Origin of the sequence: Nocardioides luteus (genome assembly GCF_000960475.2) — a bacterium.
Classification (GTDB): Bacteria; Actinomycetota; Actinomycetes; order Propionibacteriales; family Nocardioidaceae; genus Nocardioides; species Nocardioides luteus_A.
Genome location: NZ_JZDQ02000041.1, coordinates 30794 through 50305, shown reverse-complemented (window position 1 = coordinate 50305; position 19512 = coordinate 30794). Strand labels below are relative to the sequence as shown.

The 19512-nt window shown below is 69.8% G+C and carries 21 protein-coding genes and 1 tRNA gene; 6 read left to right on the top strand and 16 right to left on the bottom strand.

Going from position 1 to position 19512, the window contains the following annotated elements:
- Window positions 1-8: 8 nt before the first annotated feature.
- From UG56_RS23495 to UG56_RS23480, 4 genes are read right to left on the bottom strand one after another with little or no spacing between them, the layout of a single operon-like run.
- Complete coding sequence (locus UG56_RS23495; protein WP_045550760.1) at window positions 9-383, bottom strand: universal stress protein; 375 nt, start codon at window positions 381-383, stop codon at window positions 9-11.
- 46 nt (window positions 384-429) lie between these two features.
- Window positions 430-2493 carry a tripartite tricarboxylate transporter permease gene (locus UG56_RS23490; RefSeq protein WP_045550759.1) on the bottom strand — a complete coding sequence of 688 codons (2064 nt, stop codon included), beginning with the start codon at window positions 2491-2493 and terminating at the stop codon, window positions 430-432.
- Window positions 2494-2497: 4 nt separating this feature from the next.
- The gene (locus UG56_RS23485) at window positions 2498-3703 is read right to left on the bottom strand and encodes a Bug family tripartite tricarboxylate transporter substrate binding protein (protein ID WP_045550758.1); all 1206 of its coding nucleotides are present in this window, start codon (window positions 3701-3703) and stop codon (window positions 2498-2500) included.
- 58 nt (window positions 3704-3761) lie between these two features.
- Window positions 3762-4871 carry a PrpF domain-containing protein gene (locus tag UG56_RS23480; RefSeq protein WP_045550757.1) on the bottom strand — a complete coding sequence of 370 codons (1110 nt, stop codon included), beginning with the start codon at window positions 4869-4871 and terminating at the stop codon, window positions 3762-3764.
- 207 nt (window positions 4872-5078) lie between these two features.
- Here UG56_RS23480 and UG56_RS23475 point away from each other — a divergent pair, with 207 nt between their 5' ends.
- Complete coding sequence (locus UG56_RS23475; RefSeq protein WP_177191542.1) at window positions 5079-5996, top strand: LysR family transcriptional regulator; 918 nt, start codon at window positions 5079-5081, stop codon at window positions 5994-5996.
- 19 nt (window positions 5997-6015) lie between these two features.
- Here UG56_RS23475 and UG56_RS23470 read toward each other — a convergent pair whose 3' ends face one another.
- The gene (locus tag UG56_RS23470) at window positions 6016-6909 is read right to left on the bottom strand and encodes a LysR family transcriptional regulator (protein ID WP_084101518.1); all 894 of its coding nucleotides are present in this window, start codon (window positions 6907-6909) and stop codon (window positions 6016-6018) included.
- Between the two features lie 114 nt (window positions 6910-7023).
- On the opposite strand from UG56_RS23470, the gene UG56_RS23465 reads away from it, so the two are divergent.
- Together UG56_RS23465 and UG56_RS28975 are read left to right on the top strand one after the other, a co-directional pair.
- A complete protein-coding gene (locus tag UG56_RS23465) occupies window positions 7024-8253 on the top strand; it encodes an MFS transporter (RefSeq protein ID WP_071327284.1) in 1230 nt (409 codons plus the stop codon).
- A gap of 57 nt (window positions 8254-8310) precedes the next feature.
- Entirely contained in the window at window positions 8311-8433 is a 123-nt protein-coding gene (locus UG56_RS28975) for a hypothetical protein (RefSeq protein ID WP_256206855.1), read from the top strand.
- On the opposite strand, the gene UG56_RS23460 is transcribed toward UG56_RS28975, so the two are convergent.
- Together UG56_RS23460 and UG56_RS23455 are read right to left on the bottom strand one after the other, a co-directional pair.
- Complete coding sequence (locus tag UG56_RS23460) at window positions 8420-8767, bottom strand: zinc ribbon domain-containing protein YjdM (protein WP_045550975.1); 348 nt, start codon at window positions 8765-8767, stop codon at window positions 8420-8422. The two genes, UG56_RS28975 and UG56_RS23460, sit on opposite strands and share 14 nt — an antisense overlap.
- 30 nt (window positions 8768-8797) lie before the next feature.
- Window positions 8798-10450, bottom strand: a complete 1653-nt coding sequence (locus UG56_RS23455; protein WP_256206854.1) for a SulP family inorganic anion transporter — start codon at window positions 10448-10450, stop codon at window positions 8798-8800.
- Window positions 10451-10556: 106 nt separating this feature from the next.
- Here UG56_RS23455 and UG56_RS23450 point away from each other — a divergent pair, with 106 nt between their 5' ends.
- Window positions 10557-10823: a hypothetical protein gene (locus UG56_RS23450; RefSeq protein ID WP_045550976.1), complete on the top strand. Its 267-nt coding sequence runs from the start codon at window positions 10557-10559 to the stop codon at window positions 10821-10823.
- Between the two features lie 7 nt (window positions 10824-10830).
- Here UG56_RS23450 and UG56_RS23445 read toward each other — a convergent pair whose 3' ends face one another.
- Window positions 10831-11163 (bottom strand): ArsR/SmtB family transcription factor, encoded by a 333-nt coding sequence (locus UG56_RS23445; protein WP_045550983.1) that lies wholly within the window; start codon window positions 11161-11163, stop codon window positions 10831-10833.
- 123 nt (window positions 11164-11286) lie between these two features.
- Here UG56_RS23445 and UG56_RS23440 point away from each other — a divergent pair, with 123 nt between their 5' ends.
- Window positions 11287-11574 carry a hypothetical protein gene (locus UG56_RS23440; protein ID WP_045550977.1) on the top strand — a complete coding sequence of 96 codons (288 nt, stop codon included), beginning with the start codon at window positions 11287-11289 and terminating at the stop codon, window positions 11572-11574.
- Window positions 11575-11681: 107 nt separating this feature from the next.
- The gene (locus UG56_RS23435; protein WP_052694042.1) at window positions 11682-12335 is read left to right on the top strand and encodes a TetR/AcrR family transcriptional regulator; all 654 of its coding nucleotides are present in this window, start codon (window positions 11682-11684) and stop codon (window positions 12333-12335) included.
- A gap of 37 nt (window positions 12336-12372) precedes the next feature.
- Here UG56_RS23435 and UG56_RS23430 read toward each other — a convergent pair.
- The 8 genes from UG56_RS23430 to UG56_RS23395 all read right to left on the bottom strand — a co-directional run bounded on the left by UG56_RS23430 (window position 12373) and on the right by UG56_RS23395 (window position 19465).
- Window positions 12373-12448 (bottom strand) — tRNA-Val (locus tag UG56_RS23430).
- A 197-nt stretch (window positions 12449-12645) separates the two neighbouring features.
- Window positions 12646-13110: a peroxiredoxin gene (locus tag UG56_RS23425; protein WP_045550978.1), complete on the bottom strand. Its 465-nt coding sequence runs from the start codon at window positions 13108-13110 to the stop codon at window positions 12646-12648.
- Window positions 13107-14783, bottom strand: coding sequence for an AMP-binding protein (locus UG56_RS23420; RefSeq protein ID WP_084101516.1), 1677 nt, complete (start codon window positions 14781-14783; stop codon window positions 13107-13109). The genes UG56_RS23425 and UG56_RS23420 overlap by 4 nt, the downstream gene beginning before the upstream one ends.
- A gap of 69 nt (window positions 14784-14852) precedes the next feature.
- Window positions 14853-15266, bottom strand: a complete 414-nt coding sequence (locus tag UG56_RS23415; protein WP_084101514.1) for a DUF3052 domain-containing protein — start codon at window positions 15264-15266, stop codon at window positions 14853-14855.
- Between the two features lie 143 nt (window positions 15267-15409).
- Window positions 15410-16969 carry a TIGR03767 family metallophosphoesterase gene (locus tag UG56_RS23410; protein WP_052694043.1) on the bottom strand — a complete coding sequence of 520 codons (1560 nt, stop codon included), beginning with the start codon at window positions 16967-16969 and terminating at the stop codon, window positions 15410-15412.
- 93 nt (window positions 16970-17062) lie between these two features.
- Window positions 17063-17512, bottom strand: a complete 450-nt coding sequence (locus tag UG56_RS23405; RefSeq protein WP_143055161.1) for an HNH endonuclease signature motif containing protein — start codon at window positions 17510-17512, stop codon at window positions 17063-17065.
- A 19-nt stretch (window positions 17513-17531) separates the two neighbouring features.
- A complete protein-coding gene (locus tag UG56_RS23400; RefSeq protein WP_143055160.1) occupies window positions 17532-18314 on the bottom strand; it encodes a hypothetical protein in 783 nt (260 codons plus the stop codon).
- Window positions 18315-18685: 371 nt separating this feature from the next.
- Window positions 18686-19465: an endo-beta-N-acetylglucosaminidase H gene (locus UG56_RS23395; protein ID WP_442756967.1), complete on the bottom strand. Its 780-nt coding sequence runs from the start codon at window positions 19463-19465 to the stop codon at window positions 18686-18688.
- Between the last annotated feature and the right edge of the window lie 47 nt (window positions 19466-19512).

Here is a 19512-nt window from a genome sequence, read left to right as displayed (position 1 = left end):
CCCCCCCGCTAGAGGCCCTCCACGGTCGGCTTGACGGCGAGCACCGGGCAGGTGGCGTCGAGCAGGATCCGTTGGGCGGTGCTGCCGAAGACGAGCTTGCCGACCGGCGTACGCGCCCGGAGACCGAGGACGATCAGGCGGGCGTCGAGGCGCTGGGAGACCTGGATGACGGTGTCGCTGGGGTCACCCAGGTCTCCGCGTTCGACCTCGACGCGGCCCACGAGGTCTGGCCACCGGGTCTCGACCTCTGCGACCTCGGGGACCCGCTCGCCGCGTACGGCGGGCACGATGACGACCTTCTCGCCCTCTCGGGACTCGGCGACCGCGGCCGTGACGGCGGCGTGTCCGGGCGGGGTGTCGGCGTAGGCGATGACGATGGTCATCGGCGTTCCTTTCGGTGAAGCGTGGACGGGAGGGAGGTCGGCGCGGTCACTGCAGCAGACCCAGGGGCAGGTCGACCGGCAGCAGGGACGGCAGCGCCAGCAGCACGGCACCCAGGACGAGGGTGTAGATGATCGCCGTGCGTGGGCGGGTGCGGGCTGCGTACAGGAGGAACAGGGGCGTGAACACCAGCGTCGCCGCGAGGTAGCCGCCGACCATGACGAGGACCAGGAACGCTGCCATGGCCGCGAAGGTCCGAGCCCCGATCATCAGGTCGTGGCGGCGGTTCAGGGCCCGGGCGTCGACCTTCGGCTCGACCCGGGTGGCGAGCATGGTCGCTCCGGACGAGCCGGCAGGCTCGTCGACAGCGCCGTCGCCGCCTCGCGGGACGCCCCGCCGCCGTGCGCGGAGCTCCTGCCAGGTCAGGACGAGAGCCACCACGAGACCGCCCAGGGCGACGAGCCGAGGCATCAGCCGCGCCTCCTCGGAGAAGGACCCGCTCACCCACAGCGCCCCGGCGAAGAGCAGCGCGGCGATGACCGCGACACCGAGGGACCAGGGCGTACGCGCCAGCGAACCCTCCAGCTCGTCACCATCGTGCTCGTCGCTCTCGTGCTCGTCGCGGTGACCGTCGTCGGCGGCCCCCGAGGCCCGGCGGAGCCGCTTGACCAGGGACCACAGCACCGGCACGACCAGGATCGCGGCGAAGACGAGGACACCGGGCCGCGCCAGCCAGGCCGCACCGTCGTAGAGATTGGCCGTCAGGTAGTAGTAGCGCTCCATCGGGATGGCGAGGACGAACCCGATCAGGAACGGAGCCCGCGGCATCCCGGTCGCCTTGAGGAAGAAGCCGACCACGCCGAGAGTGACCATCACCCACAGGTCGCCGAGCTGGCCACCCTCCTGGAACGCGCCGAGAAGCATCACCACGAGCAGGCCCGGCCCCAGCACGGCGAACGGCACCTTGGTGAGCTTGGCGAGGGACCCGGTCGCCAGGAAGCAGAGGAACGCTCCGGCGACCGAGGCGATCGCGAACGCCCACACGATCAGGTACATCAGGTCGAGATGGTCGGTGACGATCGCCGGCCCCGGTTGGATGCCGTACGTCAGCAGCATCCCGAGCAGCATCGCCGACGGCACGCCGCCGGGGATGCCGAAGAGGAAGGTCGGGATCAGATCGCCGGCCTCGACGGAGTTGTTGGCGCTCTCCGGGCCGACGATGCCGCGGGGGTCGCCCTTGCCGAAGCTCCGCTTGTCCTTGGCCGTGGCCACGGCCTGCCCGTAGGCGAGCCAGGTGCCGGCGGTCGCGCCGACGCCGGGCAGCACGCCGGCCCAGATGCCGATCAGCGCGCCCCGGATGACGTGCGTCCAGTGGGTCAGCCACTCGCGGATGCCGGATCCCCATCCGCCGGACAGCTCCACCGGCTTCTCGCTCACCCGGCGCTGGCCCACCCGGCTGGCGATCTCGGCGAGACCGAAGACGCCCAGGGCGACCGCGACCAGCGAGATGCCGTCGCTGAGGAAGAGCGAGCCGAAGGAGAACCGCTCCTCAGCGGTCGTGGGCGAGGTGCCGACGAGGCCGAGCAGCAGGCCGAGCAGGCCGGCGGTCAGGCCCTTGACGACGTTGCCGCGGGAGAGGACCGCGGCGAGCGAGACCCCGAGGATGGTCAGCATGAAGAGCTCGGGGCTGCCGAAGGACAGCACCAGGGGCCGGGCCAGCGGGATGGCGAGGGTCAGCCCGACCGCTCCGATCAGGCCGCCGGCCATCGAGGAGAGGAAGGCGAGGGACAACGCGCGTTTGGCCTGTCCTTGTCTCGCCATCGAGTAGCCGTCGAGCATCGTCACGCTTGCCGAGGCCGATCCGGGTGCGCCGAGCAGCACGGCCGCGACGGTGTCCGAGGTGTGCACGACGGCCAGTGCTCCGATGAGCATCGCGAGTGCGGGTTCGGGGTCCATCCCGAACGTGATCGGCAGCAGGATCGCCACCGCGCCGGTGCCGCCGAGGCCAGGGATCAGGCCGATCACCAGACCGGCGACCACGCCGACGGCGAGCATCATGAGAAGAGAAGGGTCGGCCAGGGAGGCGAGGGCCGAGAAGGCTGCGTCGGTCATGGTCCTACCCCTGGTCGATCGTGATGTCGTAGTCGTTCTCGAGCAGCTCGAGGACGTCCTGCCGGACGCTCTCGTCCACCCGGTACGCCTCGCCGATCCGGTCGGCGAGGTCGGGTGAGGCGTCGAGCGGGTAGCCGCCGAGCACCTCGGCCGCCGACTTCTGGAACGCGGGCTCGGCACCCATGTCCTCGGCCGTCGAGCGCAGCAGCTCGACCGCCTCGTCCGGAGTGTCCTCGGGCACCCAGAGCGCCTTCTGGTAGGTGTAGGTCAGCGCGAGAATGGCGCGATAGGTCTCCAGCGCCTCCGGATCCGGCTGCTTGCCGTAGATCTTCTCGTACGCCTCGACGACGGTCGGCAGGTCGGGGAAGTTGGGATCGCGCACGATCTCGCCGTCCTCGTTCACCTGTCCGAGCGAGAAGAGCGGCACCGCGGTGCCGTCCTCGACCAGCGGCTCGACGGCCGGCTCGTAGGACGGGGTCGTCTGGTAGTCGATGTCCACCTCACCGCGCTGCAGCGCGAGGTTGACGGGCCCGCGGCCCTCGAAGCCGAAGGTCGAGTCGATGTCGGCGGAGAGCAGGTCGAAGGCCAGCATGGTGGTCAGATCGAGGCTGGTTGCCGCGATGCCGCCGAAGATGAGGGGCTTGTCCCGGTCGACGAGGTCCTCCACGCCGTGCACCCCGGCACCGGTCCGGGCGTAGACCACCGCGCCGGTGCCGTTGGCGAGGACGGGACGCAGGTTGTTGAAGTCGTAGCGCACCGACGGCATGTCGAGGAGATAGGGCACCACCGTGGAGGCGGTGCTGACCAGCACCTCGGTGCCGTCGGTCTTCGCCGAGCTCATGAAGTGGTTGGTGCCGAGGATGCCCTCACCGCCGTCGTCGTTGACCGGCGCCAGGCCCGGCGAGCCGGGCACCGCCTCGGTCAGCTCGGCGCCGACGAACCGCGCCCAGGTGTCCGTGCCACCACCCTCGGCGAGCGGGATCATCATCTCGACGGTCTCACCCGAGTAGTCACCGTCGGCCGTGGAGGCGGCCGGGTTCAGGAAGTCCCCGCCCAGGACGGAGACCCCCACCGCCAGCGCGGTGAAGCCTGCGAGTACGGCGCCCGCGAGTCGCGGGGTCGGCGCGGGTCGTTCCGGCGGATCCTGCGTGGGGCCGGTGTCCTCGTCAGCGGTCGTGGCCACGTCCTCTTCATCGACGTGCTGGGTCATTGTTTCCTCCAGGTGAAGCGAGCCCCACACGGGCATCCCGTGTCAAGGGGTCAGATGGTTAAGCCGATGCGGACGGCAGCAGCGGGGGATCCGGCAGAACGACCGACCCGTGGGCCAGGCGGCGGTAGGTGCGTACGACGCCGACGACGGGGACGCCGTGGTGCTCCTCGGCGAAGGTGCTGACCCGGCCTGCCGGTGTCCCGAGCCGCAGGCCGGCGGCGGGCCGGTCCTCGGGGACGAGGTCGTGCACCACCGTTCCGGGGGAAGCGGCAGCCAGTGTCAGCGCCACCGATCCGGTCACCGGCACCGCCGGGTGGAAGCGACCCATCGACAGCATGCGAACGGTCAGATCGGTCCCCTCCCCGCCGGCCGGATCAGGTGCGGAGACGAGCGCGAGCTTCGGCACGGCCCGGGCGACGGCCTCCGGGGTCGGCGCGAGCCCCATCAGGACACCTGCCTCGCGGCGTACGGCATCGAGGCGGGGCAGCAGGCCCGGCACCAGGTCGAGCTCGGCGATGTCCTCGTCGCCGCGCACGCCGAAGTCGGCGGCACGGGCGGCGACCACCGGAGCACCCGCGTCGACGAGCGTGACGATCACGCCGCCGACGGCCTCGGAGAGGGCGTCGCGCTGGTGCCCGGTGGGAAACAGGTGTCCGGTGCTCCGGCCCGCCGGGTCGACGAAGCCCATCCGGACCGGCGCACCGAGGAACGGGACGCCGGGGATGGACTCGGAGGCCTCCTCGTCCAGCACGCCTCCGGGGGTCGGTACGTGCTGCACGATGAGCTGGTCGGTGTTGGTGTTGAGGACCCGGACCGTCGTCTCCGGCGCCCCGGTCCGCACCCACCCCTCGCGGATCGCGAACGAGGCGACGACCGCGGAGCAGTTGCCGCAGTTGCTCCCCCAGTCGACCTTGGCCTCCTCGATGCCGACCTGGGCGAACGTGTACTCCACATCCACCCCGGCCGCCTCCGAGGGGGCGAGGATCACCGCCTTGCTCGTGGTGGACGTGCCGCCACCCACGCCGTCGACCTGACGGTGGTCGGGGCTGCCGTAGATCCGCAGCAGCACCTCGTCGACGGACAGATCCGGGACCTGCAGGTCGTCGCGACGGAAGACCCAGCACTTGCTGGTGCCACCCCGCATCCAAGTCGCGGCGATCTCGCGCATATTGCCTCCTGAGCCGAGTCGTCCGGGCTCTCCGGACCCACACAGACTGGAGCGGGGTGACTTGTAGCACAATCACGAATCTGAACATGATCGTGTAGCAAAACTTCATGCCCAGCCGGCGCCTCGGCAACCCCTCAACGCCCTGCCGAGTGTTGTCGCGTCTGAAGCAGCGCTGCACGCCCCTACATGGCCATGTAGAAGAACTTCATGCAGACTGGGTCCGTGCTCGACATCAAACGGCTGCAGATCCTGTTGGCGATCGTGGAGGAGGGGTCGGTGACCAGCGCCGCCTCCGCGCTGGGCTACACGCCGTCCGCGATCTCGCAGCAGCTCCTGAGACTCGAGCGCGAGGCCGGGCAGCCGTTGCTCGACCGCCATGCCCGGGGCATGACTCCGACCGACGCGGGCCTGGTGCTCGCCACCCATGCGCGCAAGGTCCTGCGCCAGCTGGCGGCCGCCGAGTCGGACCTCGCCGACATCGCCGGAGTACGCCGCGGCAGCGTCACCCTGGGCACCTTTCCCACGATCGGCAGCTCGTTCCTGCCCCTGGCGGTCCGGCGCTACAAGGAGCTCTACCCGAACATCGCGCTGACCATCCACAGCGGCCGCGAGGACGACCTCGTGCGCATGCTGGAGGAGGGCAAGGTCGCCATGTCGCTCCTGTGGGACTACGCCTGGGAGCGGGTCGACAACGACGAGCTCGTGCTCACCGAGCTCTTCACCGACCCGACCGTGCTCCTCGTCGGCGCCACCCACCGCCTGGCGCGGCGGCGTACGGTCCGGATGGCCGACCTCGCCGAGGAGCCCTGGATCATCCGCGCGGGCGGGCACCCGGTCGTCGAGGTCCTGCAGCGCAGCGCCGTCGCCGCGGGCTTCAATCCGACCATCGCCTTCCAGGCCAACGACTACCAGGAGGCCCAGGCGATGGTCAGCGTCGGTCTGGGCATCGCGCTCGCGCCGCGTACGGCCACCGTCAACCAGCATCCCGACGTACGCGTCATCTCCCTGGGCGACACCGCTCCCCCGCGGCGCATCCTCGTCGCCCACCGCACCGGCCGGGTCCGCAGCGCCGCCGAGCTGGCCCTCCACGACGTGCTCGTCGAGACCGCCTCGACCTACTCCTGAGAGAGGGACGTGCGAGGCTTCACCCCGTCAGCGGGCGCAGGCCGATCTCGGTCAGTCGCCGACCCCGGCGACGGAGCAGGTCCTGGAAGGCGGCCGCGAGCGTCGAGGGCTTGCGGTCGAGCCAGCATGCACCGATGTGACGTACGGCCTCCGGGTTCGTCAGGGGCACCTCGACGCAGCCGGTGGCCCCGTGGGGATCACGGGGCGCCAGGCTGACACCGAGGCCGGCCGAGACCAGCCCCCGCAGCGTGGCCAGGTCGTCGCCCTCGAAGCCGATGGACGGCGTGACGCCGCTGGCCTGGGCGAGCCCCTCGAGCAGCGTACGCATCCCATAACCGCGCTTCATGCAGATGAAGGTCTCCTCCGCGGCCTCCTCGAAGCTCACCCGGGCACGTGTCGAGAGGCGGTGGCCGATCGGTACGACCAGGACCAGCGGCTCGGTGTGCAGCCGTCGGTGGCGCATGCCGGAGCCCTCCTCGAGAGGCGAGATCAGTGCGATCTCGGCGGTGCCGTCGGTGACGGCCGCCAGGCACCGCGGACGGGAGGTCTGCAGCAGGTCGACGGACGCCCCCGGGTGCTCCTGGAGGAACGCCTTGACCAGCGCCGGCACGACCCGCTCGCCGAGGGTGCTCTGGAAGGCGAGGGCGATCCGCCCGCGGGCACCCGACTCCTGGGCCTGGACCGCCTCGATGCCTGCCGTGGCCGCGGCGACGGCAGCGGCGGCGTGCGGCGCGAGCGCCTCCCCCGCCCGGGTGAGCCGCAGGCCCCGTCCGTGCCGTTCGACCACCTCGACGCCCAGCTCGCGACCGAGCCGGGCGAGCATGCGGCTCACCGTGGGCTGCGGCATCTGGAGCAGGTCGGCGGCGGCGAGCGTCTGCCCCGTCTCGGCCAGGGCGGCGAGAGCCGGGAGCATCGGAAGAACGTTTCGGGCGGCAGCATCCACCGTCCGAATCCTATGCGAATCAGCATTCTTGGCGCGTCATTGATGCATTGGACGCACCGTCTTCGGATCCTTAGCGTGAACGGAGTGAGCGAACAGGCACCGACCGGTCCGGGACATCGACGTGTGCTGATCGCTCTGGTCGCGATCGGGATGACGACGTTCGTGCAGCTCTACTATCCGCAGGCGCTGATCCCGGCGCTCAGCCGCGACTTCGAGGTCGACGCCTCCCAGGCCGCCCTGACCGTCTCCGGGGCCACGATCGGGCTGGCCGTCGCCGCGCTCGGCTGGTCGTGGATCGCCGACCGGATCGGCCGGGCGCGGGCGATGACGATCGCGATCCTCGCCTCGGCCGCCATCGGGCTGGCGCTGCCGTTCGTGACCTCGTTCCCCACGCTCGTCCTCCTCCGCGTCGCTCAGGGCGTCGCACTGGGCGGCACCCCGGCCCTGGCGCTCGCCTACCTGAACGAGCGCGTCAGCCGGCATGCCGCCATGACCGCGGGCGCGACGTACATCTCCGGCACGGTCGTCGGCGGCCTCGTCGGACGCTTGATCGCGGCGCCGATCGCCGACGTGAGCGACTGGCGGGCGGCGGCTCTCGTCGCGGGGGTCGTCAGCGCGCTCGGCGCCGCCGTGGCGGTCACCGCCCTCCCCCGCGAGCGCCGCGACCCGACGACGCCGAGGTCACGGCCCGCCGGCGTCTGGTCCGGGATGGTCGCCAACCTCACCAACCCCGGCCAGTTGGCGCTCTACGCGCAGGCCTTCTTCCTGATGGGAGCGCAGGTCGCGGTCTTCAACTACCTCGGCTACCGTCTCGAGCTGGAGCCGTTCGACCTGCCACCGTCACTGACCGCGGTGATCTTCCTGGCCGGCCTCTCCGGTGCCGTGTCGGCCCGCCTGGCGGCCACGCTCGCCGGCCGTCTCGGCCGCCGACGCGTACTCCTGGCCTCGTCGCTGACCATGGCCGGCGGCGCCGCCCTGACGATCCCCGACCACCTGGCCTCGGTCCTGGTCGGCCTGCTCCTCTTCGCCACGGCCTACTTCGCCGCGCACTCGATCGCGTCGGGGTGGGTGGGACCGACGGCGACCAGCGGCGTCGCGCAGGCCACCTCGCTCTACACGCTCTTCTACTACGCCGGCTCGAGCCTCTTCGGCTGGCTCGGCGGCATCGCCTTCGCCACCGGCTGGACCGGCACCGCGAGCATGGTCATCACGATCGTCCTGATCGCCTTCGTCGCCGCCCGCACGCTCCTCCCCCACTCCGCCGGCGAGGTCGTCACGCAGACACCCCCTAAGACGTACGCAGCGCCGCGCTGACCCGACGGCGGCCGTTATCGTGGACCGCCGTCGGACCACGGACCAGAGGAGAAGGCGATGCCCCGGCCCTACTTCGCCGTGACCGTGGACTCACCCGACGAGGAGTTCGCCGCGGAGGCACACCGGCATCCGGTCTTCCTCCTGCGGAGCCAGGCCACGGGCTCGTTCAGCTCTTCTTGACGAACTCGGACTTCAGCTGCATGGGACCGATGCCGTCGATCTTGCAGTCGATGTCGTGGCCGCCGAAGCCGTCGGCGAGACGGATGTTCTTGACCTTGGTGCCGACCTTGACGACGAGCGAGGTCCCCTTGACCTTGAGGTCCTTGATGACGGTCACCGAGTCGCCCTCGGCCAGCGGCGTACCGAACGCGTCGGCGATGACGCTCGCCGCGGCCGCCTCGTCCTGGTCGTGTGCGGTCCACTCGTGACCGCACATGGGGCAGACGAGGAGGGTCGCCTGCTCGTAGGTGTAGGTCTCGTGGCACTCGGGGCACGGGGGCAACGTTGCGGTCATCAGTTCTCCTCGGGAAGGTTTGTGGTCTGTCTAGGAACCGGCATGCTCGGCCACCAGCTCCAGCGCGCGGGAGATGGCTTCGGGCGTACGGCTGTGGATGCGGTTGTCGCGGCGCAGGTGGTCGGCGACCCCGAGCCGGGCCAGGACGTCGGCGTGGTCCGGCGAGATGCCCGAGATCATGACGACCTTGCCGCGTCGTTCCAGGCGGGAGATGACCTCGTCGAGGACCTTCGCACCGGTCGCGTCGATCGCGGTCACCCGCGACATCCGCAGGACCACCACCCGGACGTCGGCGACCTCGGCGAGCTCGAGCAGGAAGCGGTGGGCGGCCGCGAAGAAGAGCGGGCCGTCGAAGCGATAGACCACGATGTGCTTCTTCAGCAGCTCGTGCTCCTCCTCGGAATGCAGTCCGCGGGCAGGCCCGAACGGCTCGACCCGCTCGACGACCGCGCTGCGGGCGACCTGCCGCAGGGCGTACAGGATCGAGACCAGCAGCCCAGCGATCACCGCGTCGACGAGGTCGAAGGCGACGGTCACGACGAAGGTGAGCACCAGGACGAGCGCGTCGCCGCGGGTCGAGCGCAGCAGGGCGACGACCGAGGCGACCTCGATCATGCGTACGCAGGTGGCCAGCAGCACACCGGCGAGCGCCGCGAGCGGGATGTGCGCGACCAGTCCGGCCAACGCGCTCACGATCACGAGCAGGACCACCGCATGGGTGACCGCGGCCAGCTTGGAGCGCGCCCCGGCGCGGACGTTGACGGCGGTGCGCGCGATCGCCGCGGTCGCGGGTACGCCGCCGAAGAACGGCACCGCGAGGTTGGCGAGCCCCTGGCCGACGAGCTCGCGGTCGGGGTCGTGGGACTCGTCCACGGTCATCGAGTCGGCCACGGTCGCGCACAACAGGCTCTCCAGCGCGGACAGGGCGGCGACGGCCGCGGCGGCGGGGACCAGGGCGGTGAGCCCGGACACCGAGACGAACCCGGCGCTCGGCACGGGCAGGCCGGGCGGGAGCTCGCCGATCCCGTCGACGGGCAGCCACGACCCGGCGACGGTGGCCAGCACGATCGCGACCAACGACCACGGCACCGCCGGTCGCAGACGTTGCGCGACCAGGATGAAGGCAGCGACGGCCAGTGCCATCACCACCGGCGCCCAGTGCGGCCCCTCCAGCCAGCGGCGGACCACGTCGAGGGCGACCTGCCAGGTGTGCTCGAACTCGCCACCGTCGATCCCGAACATCGCCGGAACCTGCTGCAGGCCGATCACCACGGCGATGCCCGCGGTGAACCCCTCGATCACCGGGATCGGCAGGTAGCGCACTAGCTTCCCCAGCCCGAGGCCGGCCGCGATCAGCAGCATGATCCCGGCCAGCAGCCCGACCATCAGCACCCCGTCGCGGCCGAAGTCGTGGATGATCGGCACCAGCACCACGGTCATCGCACCGGTCGGCCCGGAGACCTGCAGGTTCGAACCGCCGAAGACCGCCGCGACGATCCCCGCGATCACCGCGGTCACGATCCCGGCCGACGCCCCCATCCCGGACGAGACCCCGAAGGCGAGCGCCAGTGGCAGGGCCACGACGGCGACGGTCACGCCGGCGACCAGGTCAGCCTTCGGGTCGCGCCTGACCGCCTCCCAGTCCTCCCTGCCCGGCAGCAGGGCGACAGCGCGGCTCCTCACCTCAGCGAGGGACACCGATGACAGCGACGACACATGCAGCACGATAGGACAACTTGACTAGATGAAGAAGTTTTCAATTCGATGAGTCGCCGACTAGGGTGCGTACGTGCACATCGAGCAGGTCAAGAAGTACGTCGCGTCCTCACTGCTCTGCGCGGTCGTACTCCTCCACTCCTTGGCGATGGCGGCGCTCGGTGCCACCGGCGCCGACAAGGGCGGCGCGCGCGAGGGCCTGTTCGTGATCTCCGTGATGCTCGGGGCGATGGCGGTCGCCGGCGTACGCCTGATCAACAAGCTCTCGCTGGCCACGCCGTGGTTTCTCGGAGCCCCGGTGATTCCGCTGCTCGTCTACTACGTCGTACTGTGGAGATAGTGCGCCCTCACTCGGAGGCGTTCACCAGCTCGTCCTCGAACTCGCTCTGGGCCTCCGCCCTGGCGACCAGGATCTTGCGGGCCGAGAGCAGCAGGTCGCGCACCTCCGGCACGCTGATGGAGTAGACGACCTCGCCGCCACGGCGCTGGGAGACCACCATCGACGTACGCCGGAGCACCGAGAGCTGCTGGGACAGGTTGCTGGGCTCGATCGAGATCTGCTCGAGCAGCTCGTGCACCGCGTGATCCCGCTCGGCGAGGAGCTCCAGGATCCGGATCCGGGCGGGATGGCCGAGCGTACGGAAGAACTCGGCCTTGGCCTGATACAGCGGGACACTCATCGAGTCCTCCAACGAGACGCGTGCGGGATATCGTCAAACTACACGACTTGAAGATATCTTCATGTCATCGTTTCTAGCGTTGCCGATCGATCCTCAGGAGCATACTCATGAACGCCCAGGACCATGCCTGACGGCCTGAACGCGGACGAGGTGTCCACGGAGCCGACCGACACCGTGAGCGTGACCCGCGTCGGGATCGGCGATGTCGTCAGCATTCCCGGCACCTCGGTGGACCGCTGCCGCGTCCGGATGGTTCGCTCACCCGTCCCCGGCGTCATCTGGCTCTATCTCGCCGACCCCAGCACCGACTGGCCGCTCCGCGGGCATGTCGCCCTGCCGCTGGACCGGAACGTACTCCGGCACCACGCAACAGCGTCGACCGACTCCGACCAGGTCCCGGACGACAGCTGACGTCGAGTGTCCCGGGTCACGCGATGCGCTACCGGACGAGCCTTGCGGGACATCGTACGATCGCCGCTGCACTGCGCCCCCAGCGCGTCGTCATGTGCCAAGGAGAGATGCTCGTGACCAACCTCCACCCCACGCCGGTACCGGCCGGGCAGATGCGCGCAGCCATGATCGAGGCGGCTCGGCGACTGATGGAGGACTCCCGGGCCGGCAACGTCTCGATCAGAGAGGTCTGCGAAGCCGTGGGTGTGGGAAAGTCCGTGCTGTACCGGCACTTCGGCAACAAGCACGGACTGCTCAACGCGGTCATCGACGAGGCGTTCAGCCGCTACATCGAGCGCAAACGCTCCCGCGAACACATGACCGACCCGGTGACAGACCTCTATGCCTGCTGGGACGACTACCTCGACTTCGCGGCCGCCAATCCGGCGCTCTACCGCCTCATGTTCTCCCCCGCACTGCCCAAGGTGCCCGAGGCAGCGGGGAGGATCTTCGTGCTGCTCACGGAGGCGCTCGACCGTTGCGCCGTCGCCGGCGCGCTACGCATTCCGAGCCGAGAAGCCGCGCAGATGATCCTCTCGGCGAACACCGGGATCGCGCTGAACACCCTCTCCCAGCCGGATCGGTACGGCCACCCGGAATTGTCCGCGCGCGTTCGCGATGCCGTCTTCGCGACCTGCCTCACGCGTCTTGCGAACCAGCCGGACGACAGGGACGCGCGGGCGCTCGAGCGGCGACCGGACGGCGCCCCGAGGACGTACTGATCCGCCGTTGGTCCGGTTCAGATGGCAAGGACTGCCGTGGTGGACGCAAAGGGACTCGAACCCCTGACATCCTCCTTGTAAGGGAGGCGCTCTACCAACTGAGCTATGCGTCCGAAGCGCCCCAAGAGTACGCGATCAGGGGCGGGCCCGGCGAACCGGGCCGACGTACCAACCCTGAAATGGAAGTTGAGCCGCTGACGTCTCGGGTCATCAGCGGCTCAACAACTCAAGATTAGATCCCGCCCCGGGCATAGGAAAAGCGATGTAACCAGCCTGTTAACGGACCTTTGATGACCCGTAAACTACCTGCTCAGACCGCTGCGTGGAGCTGCCGGAGGTGCTCGTCGAGGTCGCGGCCGTCGGCGTTGGCGTTGTGCACGGCCCACCGGACGACACCGGACTTGTCGATGATGTAGGACGACCGGAGCGGGGCGCCGGTGCGGTCGTTGAAGACGTCGTAGGCCTTCGCCACCTCGCCGTGCGGCCAGAAGTCGGAGAGCACCGGGAAGTTGAGCCGGTCGGTGTCGGCGAACTGCCGGATCGCGTAGACCGGGTCGCACGAGATCGCCAGTACCTCGGTGTCGAAGGTGACGAACTCGTCGAGGCGGTCGCGCAGCCCGCTCATCTCGCCGGTGCACACGCCGGAGAAGGCGAACGGGAAGAAGAAGATCGCCACGGCCTTCTTGGCGTGGAAGTCCGAGAGCGTGACGTCGGCACCGAACTGGTCACGGAGGGTGAAGTCCGGAGCCGGACCGCCGATCTGAAGTCCAGTCACTGCCCTGCCGCCCTCTCGCCGTTGGAACCCGCTGCCTCGGTGTCCCAGGTCACCAGCTCACGCCGCAGCACCTTGCCGGTCGCGTTGCGCGGCAGGGCGTCGGTCACGATGATCTCGCGGGGCACCTTGAAGCGAGCAAGATTCTCCTTGACCCAGTCCTTCAACACCGCATCGACGTCGCCCTCGACGTCAGCCTCGGCGCCAGGAACGAGCACCACGAACCCGCGCAGTCGCTTGCCGAAGTCGGCGTCCTCGACCCCGACGCAGGCCGCGTCGGCGACGAGCGGGTGCCGGATGAGGCAGTCCTCGACCTCCTGCGGGAAGACGTTCTCGCCGCCGGAGACGATCATGTCGTCGTCGCGGCCCTCGATGTAGAGCCGGCCGTCGGGGCCGAACCGGCCGACGTCGCCGGTCGCCATCAGACCCTCGATGACCTCCTTGCCGCCACCGCTGGTGTAGCCCTCGAAGAGCAGGCCGTTGCCGACGAAGATCCGGCCGGCCTCGCCGTCGGGCACCGGGACGCCCTCGGCGTCCAGGATCCTCATCTGGGTCCCCCACGGCACCTTGCCGGCCGAGGTCGGCGCCTCGCGCAGATCGACGGGGTCGGCGATCGAGGCGTAGGAGACCTCGGTCGAGCCGTAGACGTTGTAGAGGGTGTCGCCGAACCGGTCCATCCACTCCAGCGCCAGGTCGCCCGGCAGCGCCGAGCCCGAGGACGCGACGGCCTTCAGCCGGGAGGCGATCCCCTCGATGTCGTACGCAGCCAGGGTCTCCTCCGGCAGCGACAGGATCCGCTGCATCATCACCGGGATGACCACGAACGAGTCGGCCCGGGTCTCCTCGAGGGTCCTCAGCGCGTCCTCCGGGTCGAACCGGCGGCGCAGGATCATCGTGGTGCCGAGCAGCTCGGCGAAGAGCAGGTGGGCGAGCCCCCAGGTGTGGAAGAGCGGCGCGGCGACGAAGCAGCGCCAGCCGTCCTTCATCGGCATCCGCGACATCAGCGCGACCGCGGCGTCGAACCCGGCCTCCGGACGCGGCGCCGACTTGGGTGCCCCCGTCGTGCCGGAGGTCAGGATCACGATCCGCCCGTGCCGCTTCGGCGGCGTCACCGGCCGCGCGTCACCGCTGACCAGCGACTCGAGCGTCTCCCCGGGATCCTCGGAGTCGACCCACGCGACCAGGCGCTCGGCCGAGGTCGCCGAGGACAGCATCCCGGTGAACTCCTCGTCGTGGATGATCAGAGCGGGCTTGTCCCGATCCAGCACGCCGACGAGCTGCGGACCGGCGAACGCAGTGTTGAGGTAGAGCGCGTCGGCGCCCAGCTTCGCGACCGCCAGGGTGGCGTCGATGAACCCGCGGTGGTTGCGGCACATGATCGCGACCCCGTCGCCCTCGCCGATCCCCCGGGCGGCCAGGGCCCGGGCGATCGCGTTGGAGCGGCGGTCGAGGTCGGCGTACGTCAGCGACCCCAGCTCGTCGATGACCGCGGTCCGGCGTGGGTAGCGGCGAGCGAGGCCGATGAACCCTCCGGCAGGCCCGGTGCCCCAGCGCGCCAGCGCCAGTCCGGTCCGTGCGAGCCCGAGCGGGCTGACCGGCCGGACGATGCCGGAGCCGGCCAGGATCATCGCCGCGGAACCGGCGGTACGTGCCTTGGCAGCCGTAGTCGAGAACACCGTTGGGAGTCTAACCGCGCGCACGCGAAGACTCCCGCGAGTGTCCACCGACCCCGAGAACAGCGGCCATCAGGCAGGAGTCTTCGGCGCCAGCAGACGCGTCGCGGCCCAGTCCTTGCTCACAGATGCGGTGGTGGTCTGGGACAGTCCGGCGATCGGCGCCGCCTCGGCGATATCGGCCGGGTCGACCGCACCCGGGCGGCCCACCTTCGGCGTCAGCAACCAGATGACCCCACCGCCGACCAGGTCGGTCAGCGCGTCGACGAGACCGTCGACGAGGTCGCCATCGTCGTCGCGCCACCACAGCAGCACGGCGTCGACGACATTGCCGTATTCACCGTCGACCAGGTCTGCGTCGACGGAGTCTTCGATGGCGACCCGCAGCTCGTCATCCGTATCGTTGTCCCAGCCCAGTTCCTGGATGACCATGCCGGACTTGAGGCCCAGCCGGTCCGCAGGCCCTGTGGCTGCGGTCGAGCTCACGTGTCTTTCCTCCAAGTGCTTGGTGTCCACGCTGCTTGCGTGGACTTCGGTTGGTGGTAGTCCAGCGGAGAACGCTGGTCCACGCAACCCCAACCGCCTGTCATTCGCTAGATAACGGCGTGTCGGAGGCGTTTTGGAGGCCGTCAGGCCCTCGGATCGAGCAGATGGAGCAGTACGTTGCGGTCCTGCGCCGTCCCTGCCGCCGGGTGCTCGGCGAGGGGCACCTGCGGTCCCTGCCAGTCGTTGGCGGCCAGCTCGCGGGAGAGCGAGGCGAGGTGGCCGACCTTCTCGATCGAGCCGCTCCAGCGCGCGGGACCGGCGTGGTCGAGCATCGTGGTGGCGATGGTGAGCACGTCCCCGTCGGAGATCAGCTCGACGACCCGGCCCTGCTGCGGCCAGTCGATCAGCGACGGCGCGGTGACCTCCCACCACGATCCGCGCGGCCTCACCGACGTACGGTGGGTGTGGCCGTTGAGCCAGAGGACCGCGCTCTCATGACGTGAGACGGTCTTCTCGACCTCGTCGCCGAGCACGCGCCGCGTGCCGCCGGCGCCGCTCATGTCGTTGGTCAGCGAGGCCACGTCGTGGTGGCTGGCGATCACCGCGAGCCGCTCGTCGTAGTCGGTGGAGGCGAGCACGGCGTCGAGCCACTCGAGCTGCTCGGCGTCGAGGGATCCCTGGAAGCCGCCGGCCGGGTTGACGGTGTCGAGGACGACGAAGGTGACCTCGTCGTTGACGTCGTAGCGGTAGTAGGGCTCGCCGCCGGCCCGGAAGCCGTGCCCGGGCGGCTTGGCCTCGTCGTGCACGTGGGAGTCGATGAACTCCTGGAGGGTGGTCTGGCGGCGACGACGGTCGGCGGTCACCTGGTAGGGCTCCAGCTCGGCCAGCATCGCGAGCGCCGCCGGGTCACCGGAGACCAGCCCGGCGATCAGCTTCGCCTTGGCCTCGTCGGTCCAGTGCTCGGGCATCGCGATCGCCTTCAGGTCGCCGACCGCGACCTCGCCGATGGCGGTGTTGCCCGGCACGGTGCCCTGCAGCAGCCCGTCGTGGTTGCCGTTGACGGCCAGCCACGGCACCTCCAGGCCGGGTGAGTCGATCGCGCGGCGTACGGCCTTCAACAGCCCGGGGACGAGCGGGAAGCCGTGGTCGCCGCGACGCATGTCGTACGTCTCGCCCTGCGGGTGCCAGAAGCGCTTGTCCGGCAGGGTGGCGACGCCCTCGTAGTGCAGCATGTCGCCGGAGTCGGGCGTCAGCCGGCCACCGTCGAGCAGGGTCAGGTACCAGTCGAGCTCGTTGTACTGCCCGTTGTCGGTGTTGTCGCCGGTCGCGATCGCCAGGTCGAGCGGGCCGCCGCCCACCGGACCCTCGGTGATCTCGTTGACCGCCTCGACCATCGCCGCTCCGACCTGTGCGGTCAGCAGCTCTTGGGCCCGGTACGTCCCGATCTCGTCGATCAGCTCGCGGGCCGTGCTGTCGGGGTCCATGAGCCGGTCCAGCACCTCGACCCGCGCCGGCGATTGGTGGTCGCAGATGTGCATGTCGGACAGGTGCGCGACGGTCAGGATCGGATCGCCCAGGTCCTCGGGCTTGCGGGCCAGGTCGGTGCGCGAGATGTGACGCTCCTGCGGGCCTTCGGCCAGACGTACGTAGGTGCCCTTCCGGCCTCCCGCGACGATCCGCCCGCTCTCGCTCGTGACACCCATCTACGCCTCTTCTCCCTCAGCACCGGCCGCCGCGGTCCGTGCGCGAACGATACTCCCCGGACCCACGTCACAGTGGCTCTGGTGGCGATCAGATCAGGCAGCGAGGGTGAGGGGCGGGTCGAGATCGCCGCTGATGTCGATGGTCCCGATCGGGCTGACGAGGTATTCGTAACCGTGGGGGCTACGCCATCGGTAGATGCCTGCGCGGAGCCGGTGGTAGCGCCAGCCGTGGTGGGTCTTCATCCGATGGTGTTGCCGGCACAGCGGGGTGAGGTTGTGGCTGCTGGTCTTGCCGCCGTCGGCGTGGGGGTGGCGGTGGTCGAGGTCGCAGCGCTCGGCGCGGGCCTGGCAGTAGGGGAAGGAGCACTTCTGGTGGATGAGCGCGGCCTGGCGGCGCTGACGGGCTGTCGGGACGTAGCCGGCGGTCTCGATCTCCTCGGCAAGGTCGACCACGATGATCGGCTTGACGACGGTGCCGGGGGTCGTGGCCCACTGCTCGAGGCGTTCGATGCTGGCCAGGCCGCGTGTGTTTGCGAGGCGCACCAGTCCGGTTCCGGCCAGTTCACGCGTGTCGGTGTGGATGACCAGCCCGCCGCACGTCCAGGCTCGCCTCGGCATAGCCGTCCTCCTCGAGGAGCCCGTGCGCGATCGCGGCGACAGCCTGCTCCAGATCCAGAGCGTCCGCGGCATCGAGGACCCCGTCGAGGTAGCCGAGCGCCAGGACCGCCTGCCCCTGCTCGGTGCCTGCGCCGACGAAAGGGGTCTCGTTGGTGCTGATCGTGACCGAGCGATGCTCGACCGCGTCTGATTCGGCGATCGCGGAGGCGACGTCGGGTTCGAACAGTGCGGCTGCCTGGGTGATCGCACACTCCAGCTGGACCGGGCCCATCTGATGTGCGTACGGCCCGAACTGTTTGTCCACCCAGGCCGCGACCTCGGCATCGAGGTTGCGGGTCAGGTCCGCGATCCGGCGGGCCCGCCACGCCAACAGGGACCCGTCCAGGATCCGCGCCCAGATGTGCTTGAGCCGGTAGCGCAGCTCGACCGCGTCCCCGAGGAACCTCTTCCCCGCCTGGGTCGACCGGCCCCAGGCAGCCGCGAACTCCACCGCCGCTGCCTCCGACACCAGCGGCGCCCCAGGTCCGGCCAGGGGCAGCATCCGGTCGCCGGACGTGTCGCCATCCAGCCGGGCGGCCTCGGCCGAGGAGTCAACCGAATGCAACGCCGCGAACCGAGCAGCAGCGATCAACACATCCCGGTCAGCCTGCTCCGCGACCGCCCGAGACGTACGCACCGAAGCCAGCAGGCCGCTGGTGGTGTCGTCGGGGTCGAGGAGCGCTTCCATGCCCGATATTTTACCATTCTCCACCGACAAGAGCAGGTGCATTTCCCCTGGTCAGACGGCGTATTTGCGTCACCTTCAAGGGCGTGAGCTGGCGCCGATACGCCAGCCGACCCAGCACCACTGGCCCGCATCGACGAATGCCGGCGCCCAACCCAAACCAAAGCCCGACAGGGCTGGCCGCCGACCCGATAGCCAGCCAAGTTTTTCTCGATCGTCCCCGGCGTCAAGGACCGCGCAAGTGGCCGGCGAAGCCGGCGGCCGAAGGCCGTCCTTTACTCCGGGGACGATCGAGAGGACCCTCCCGAAAGGGTCGGCGGCCAAGAATGCGGCAGCGACGAAACACCAACCCTTCGAGAAGGCCCAACCCAGACTCAGCCCGTGTAGACGGTCTCCTTGCCGTACAGGTTGCGGGTGACGGACGAGAGATACCCACTGGCGTCAGCAGACCCAAGGTTGTACGTGTTGAACACCCCGTACCCCTGAGAAACGGTGCGAGAGGCAAGGCTGGCAGCAGTCGAGGAGGAGGTGCCCTGGATGTTGATCGCCGCGGGCGCCAGCGAAGACTTCCCGAGCCCAGGCACATCAGGCACACCCCAGGTGCCGTAGTAGGGGTTCCAGGCGTAGTCGAGGAGATCGCCGGCGTTGACCCCGCCGTAGGAGAGCCGCGAGGCGGACGGCCCGATGTAGTAGAAGGTGATGAGCTTGTCGGGCAGTCGCGAGCGCAGCGCCTGGAGCAGGTAGACGAAGGAGAAGTCGTTGGGCTGGCCGGTGCCGTTGGCGCCGTACTCGGCCCACTCGTCGTCGAAGTCGATCCCGTCGAGCCCGTACCGGGTCACCGCCGAGGCGAGCTGGTCGGCGAAGGCCTCGGCCGCGGCCCGGTCGGGGAAGTTGGCGAAGCCGGCACCCTGGTGGTTGCCGAGGACGGAGAGCAGGATCTTGATGCCCTTGGCCTGCGCCGGTCGGATGTGTACGTCGGCGGCGTCGAGCTGCGCCTGCACCTGCGGATTGTTGTAGAGGTAGGCCCGCTGGCCGTCGTAGTTGATGTTGGCGGCGAAGATCAGGCCGATGTCGAAGACGTTGCCGCCACCGGCGAGCTCGTACTTGGCCACGTTGCCGATGCTGTAGTTGTTGACCTCGACGTAGCCGGTCATCAGCACCGGCGACGCGAGCTTGCGGGCCGCGCCGGCCGAGGAGGCCG

Coding starts and splice junctions, on each gene's coding strand:
- UG56_RS23435 (WP_052694042.1), top strand. CDS start 11,682: ATGCTCGTGACCAACCTCCACCCCACGCCGGTACCGGCCGGGCAGATG.
- UG56_RS23445 (WP_045550983.1), bottom strand. CDS start 11,163: ATGAGTGTCCCGCTGTATCAGGCCAAGGCCGAGTTCTTCCGTACGCTC.
- UG56_RS23460 (WP_045550975.1), bottom strand. CDS start 8,767: ATGACCGCAACGTTGCCCCCGTGCCCCGAGTGCCACGAGACCTACACC.
- UG56_RS23490 (WP_045550759.1), bottom strand. CDS start 2,493: ATGACCGACGCAGCCTTCTCGGCCCTCGCCTCCCTGGCCGACCCTTCT.
- UG56_RS23495 (WP_045550760.1), bottom strand. CDS start 383: ATGACCATCGTCATCGCCTACGCCGACACCCCGCCCGGACACGCCGCC.
- UG56_RS23470 (WP_084101518.1), bottom strand. CDS start 6,909: ATGCTCCCGGCTCTCGCCGCCCTGGCCGAGACGGGGCAGACGCTCGCC.
- UG56_RS23395 (WP_442756967.1), bottom strand. CDS start 19,465: ATGACCGGCTACGTCGAGGTCAACAACTACAGCATCGGCAACGTGGCC.
- UG56_RS23440 (WP_045550977.1), top strand. CDS start 11,287: ATGCCTGACGGCCTGAACGCGGACGAGGTGTCCACGGAGCCGACCGAC.
- UG56_RS23400 (WP_143055160.1), bottom strand. CDS start 18,314: ATGGAAGCGCTCCTCGACCCCGACGACACCACCAGCGGCCTGCTGGCT.
- UG56_RS23410 (WP_052694043.1), bottom strand. CDS start 16,969: ATGGGTGTCACGAGCGAGAGCGGGCGGATCGTCGCGGGAGGCCGGAAG.
- UG56_RS23480 (WP_045550757.1), bottom strand. CDS start 4,871: ATGCGCGAGATCGCCGCGACTTGGATGCGGGGTGGCACCAGCAAGTGC.
- UG56_RS28975 (WP_256206855.1), top strand. CDS start 8,311: ATGCCCCGGCCCTACTTCGCCGTGACCGTGGACTCACCCGACGAGGAG.
- UG56_RS23485 (WP_045550758.1), bottom strand. CDS start 3,703: ATGACCCAGCACGTCGATGAAGAGGACGTGGCCACGACCGCTGACGAG.
- UG56_RS23475 (WP_177191542.1), top strand. CDS start 5,079: ATGCAGACTGGGTCCGTGCTCGACATCAAACGGCTGCAGATCCTGTTG.